The organism is Bradyrhizobium sp. NAS80.1 (genome assembly GCF_001908205.1).
GTDB lineage: Bacteria > Pseudomonadota > Alphaproteobacteria > Rhizobiales > Xanthobacteraceae > Bradyrhizobium.
Genome location: NZ_LGHL01000323.1, coordinates 1 through 3,384 on the forward strand (window position 1 = coordinate 1; position 3,384 = coordinate 3,384).

4 protein-coding genes are annotated in these 3,384 nt (G+C 62.3%); all 4 read right to left on the reverse strand.

All coding sequences use genetic code 11. The annotated features are described in order from the left end of the window. Window positions 1-182: 182 nt before the first annotated feature. Window positions 183-1,442 (reverse strand): cell division protein FtsZ, encoded by a 1,260-nt coding sequence (ftsZ, locus tag AC629_RS42660; protein ID WP_084810610.1) that lies wholly within the window; start codon window positions 1,440-1,442, stop codon window positions 183-185. Window positions 1,443-1,493: 51 nt separating this feature from the next. Then, the gene (locus AC629_RS42665; protein WP_168195731.1) at window positions 1,494-2,054 is read right to left on the reverse strand and encodes a hypothetical protein; all 561 of its coding nucleotides are present in this window, start codon (window positions 2,052-2,054) and stop codon (window positions 1,494-1,496) included. 405 nt (window positions 2,055-2,459) lie between these two features. Continuing rightward, window positions 2,460-3,110, reverse strand: a complete 651-nt coding sequence (locus tag AC629_RS42670) for a hypothetical protein (RefSeq protein ID WP_084810612.1) — start codon at window positions 3,108-3,110, stop codon at window positions 2,460-2,462. Then, the coding region (locus tag AC629_RS48010; protein ID WP_210419210.1) for a hypothetical protein at window positions 3,107-3,384 on the reverse strand (278 nt) is incomplete at its 5' end. The genes AC629_RS48010 and AC629_RS42670, both read right to left, overlap by 4 nt.

Below are 3,384 nucleotides of genomic sequence, written 5' to 3' on the forward strand. Positions count from 1 at the left end.
ATTCCGGGGCGCGCCTCTTGGAGCGAGCCCGGAATCCATACTCCCGATGGTGGTTATGGATCCTCAGATGCGCAATTGCGCATCGTAGCTCGCGCTTCGCGCGCCCCGGGATGACGACCTGTTGTTGGGCTCGTCGGTCGCCAAGCAAGTAACGCTGGTTCTTATGCCCCCTCAGCTGGCGTTCACCTCGCCGTGCGGCGCAGGAAGGCCGGGATATCGAGCAGATCTTCGTCGGTCGCATGGCGCGGAGAGGGGCGGCCGTAAGCGTCGAGCGGCTGGGGCGCCGCTTGGCGCGCATATTCCTGATGCGGCCTTGCCGGTTGCTGCGCGCCGTGGCCCGGCTCCGGGCGGAGCGGCGGGCTTTGCACTTGCGGAAGGGGGGCACCGCGCTCGATGCGATCGGCGATGCGGCGGCTGCCGTCGCGCAAGCGGCCGGCGAGCTGCGTCAGCGGGCTTTCCGCCGGTTGCGCCAGCTGCGCCGGGTCAACATTATCGATCCCGGTCGCCACCACCGAGACGCGGACGATACCGTCAAGGCTTTCGTCAAAGGACGCGCCGACGATGATGTTGGCGTCCGGATCAGCCTCGTCGCGAATCCGGGTCGCGGCTTCGTCGACCTCGAACAGCATGAGATCCCTGCCGCCGGTGATGGAGATGATGAGGCCGCTGGCGCGCTTGATCGACGGGTTCTCGATCAACGGATTGGAAATCGCGGCCACGGCGGCGGCGAGCACGCGCTTCTCGCCGGAAGCCTCGCCCCGTCCCATCATCGCCTTGCCCCCTTCCTGCATGACCGAGAGAACGTCGGCGAAATCGAGATTGATGAGGCCTTCCTTGACGATGAGGTCGCTGATGCAGGCCACGCCCGAATAAAGCACCCGGTCGGCAAGGGCAAAGGCATCGGCGAACGTGGTCTTCTCGCTGGCCACCCGGAACAGGTTCTGGTTCGGGATGATCAAGAGGGTGTCGACCGCCTTCAGCAACTCCTCGATGCCGGCTTCGGCAAAGCGCATGCGGCGCTGGCCCTCGAAGAAAAAGGGCTTGGTGACCACGCCGATCGTGAGAATGCCAAGCTCGCGCGCGGTCCTGGCGATAACGGGTGCAGCCCCGGTGCCGGTACCGCCGCCCATGCCGGCCGTGACGAACACCATGTGCGCGCCGGCCAGATGTTCGCGGATCTTGTCGATCGTCTCTTCGGCTGCGGCGCGTCCCACCTCGGGCTGTGAGCCGGCGCCAAGGCCTTCGGTCACCCCGGCGCCGAGCTGGATGATGTGCTCGGCCCTCGACATGGCAAGCGCCTGCGCGTCGGTATTGGCGACGACGAAGTCGACCCCTTGCAGCCCGGCCATGATCATGTTGTTGACGGCATTGCCGCCGGCGCCGCCGACCCCGATCACGACAATGCGCGCCTTCATCTCGCTGATACCGGTGATGTCTGTCATTCTTTCCTCGCGGTTGCTCCGGCAAGCCGGGGATGGAGAAAGGTCCGAGTATTACCTGCGCGCCGCGCGGTCTGCTTCCACGATGGAAGCGGCCAGGCGTCCCAATCGATGCGCGGCTTGCCCCGCGATCGAGCCGTCAGCTCCGCCGCTCCGCAGGGCCTCCACTTCATCTTCCAGTCGTGCCGCCCGCCCATTGACGGCCGCCGTCTCGGCGGCCGCCTGCTGCAGCTCGACAGCCAGGCCATCGGCACGCTCGCGCTCGCGCTCGAAAACGACCCTGTAGCCGGCTGCCACGGCTTCGAGCCGCGCGGTCTCCGCCTTGCTGGCCTCGATCTCTAATGTCTCGATCGCCAGGCGTGCCGCACGTTCATTGACCGCCGCCGTCTCGGCGGCCACCTGCTGCAGCTCGACAGCCAGGCGATCGGCACGCTCGCGCTCGCGCTCGAAATCTGCCCTGTAGCCGGCTGCCGCGGCTTCGAGCCGCGCGATCTCCGCCTTGCAGGCCTCGATCTCCAACGCCTCCATCTTTGCCTCGGAGACGGCGACAGGGTCTGCCTGGCGACCAATTCGTGGGCGGGGCATGTGCCGGAATTCGGAGAGATCAACGCTCACCAGGGCCTTGCCATCATCCGAACGCGAGCGCGGCAACCGGCGTCGTCTGGCAAGGGAGCGGGCGGCCTCGCGCGAGATGTTGAGGCGGGCACCTAGATCAGCATAACTCAGTGACGCAACTGACATCGGCTGTCTCCTGGAACGAACCGGGGAGGCATTTCGGACTGATGATGGCTGGGCAATGACAGCAGGCTAGGCTGCGTTGGTTAACGAACGGTTAACGCGCGAGCGGCGTTCTTTACCGGTGCCGTCGCAGCAGATGACGAGGTTTTCGGCTCGGATTTGGGGGCGGTCTTGTGCTTGTGCTCCGCGGGATGCCCCTCCCGGCGATGCTCCCGAGGTAAGTATAGCAGAGCTGGGGAAGAGCGCGCGGAAGCTCGCAGGCATCGATTGATAGACCCGCAGCTAGGATGCTCCGCCCGCTCGGAGCGTGGGATCTACCCTCGACGGCTCCTCGAATCGCCACAAGACGAGATCTGTGACACCCAAGCTATCGCCGGTGCGGCGCGATATTGCGGAGCACATCTCATGAACGGTTTTGTAGCCAAACCGCATCGCAAGTCGAACGAGATGTCGATCAGGCTTCGCGACATCGAATCCCAGATTCTTTGCGAGATGATGCGCTGTCACCGGACCAACAAACGGCAACGTCTGACTGAATCCGAAGTCATTGATGAGAGTGTTCTTGAATTCGCAGAATCCCATACGATCCAGAATGCTGGCCGTATATGCAATAGCACGTAGCTTCTTGATGTTTCCGAATACGGCCGAAGCGGTCGTGATGCACGCTTCCCCGGACTCAACTATTTCCCGGGCGGATTGCCAATCGCAATAGCAGAGCGAGATATAATCGAAGTGCTTCCTGACCACCGCTTCGCGAAAGCCAGAATTTAGCACTATCCACGCATATTCGCGCAAGAAGTCGGGCTCAGAAAAATCCATTGCGCTAAGCGAACCTTGCCAATGAAGCTCGCTTGCGAAACGAGAGCGCTCAATCCATGACTTCGCAAGGCTGTAGTAGCCGAACAGATCGTCGATGGATGCGCCGAAAGTCATTTGAAATTGTCGCGTATCATGAGTTTAATTCTGGTTAACCATAAAGCTGATCCGGGCCTTTCGTCCAGCAGCTTGCTCAATGCGACCTTCATCTTGTGCTTCCGCTTGAGGCGTAAGAAATCCTTCTCTGGAACACCGGCCCCGACGTCGCTTGCCATGTCATACCTATCAGCTAGTCGCTGAAAATCTTTCGATGACACTTGGCCGTGATCCGCGAGTAGGTAGCCAGCCTCCCGTTTCACCTCGGCATACATTTGTAAAGCTGCGCTGATGC

What these genes read in the sequence shown, in the direction of transcription:
- ftsZ (WP_084810610.1), bottom strand. Translation starts at nt 1,442, where the DNA reads ATGACAGACATCACCGGTATCAGCGAGATGAAGGCGCGCATTGTCGTG.
- AC629_RS42670 (WP_084810612.1), bottom strand. Translation starts at nt 3,110, where the DNA reads ATGACTTTCGGCGCATCCATCGACGATCTGTTCGGCTACTACAGCCTT.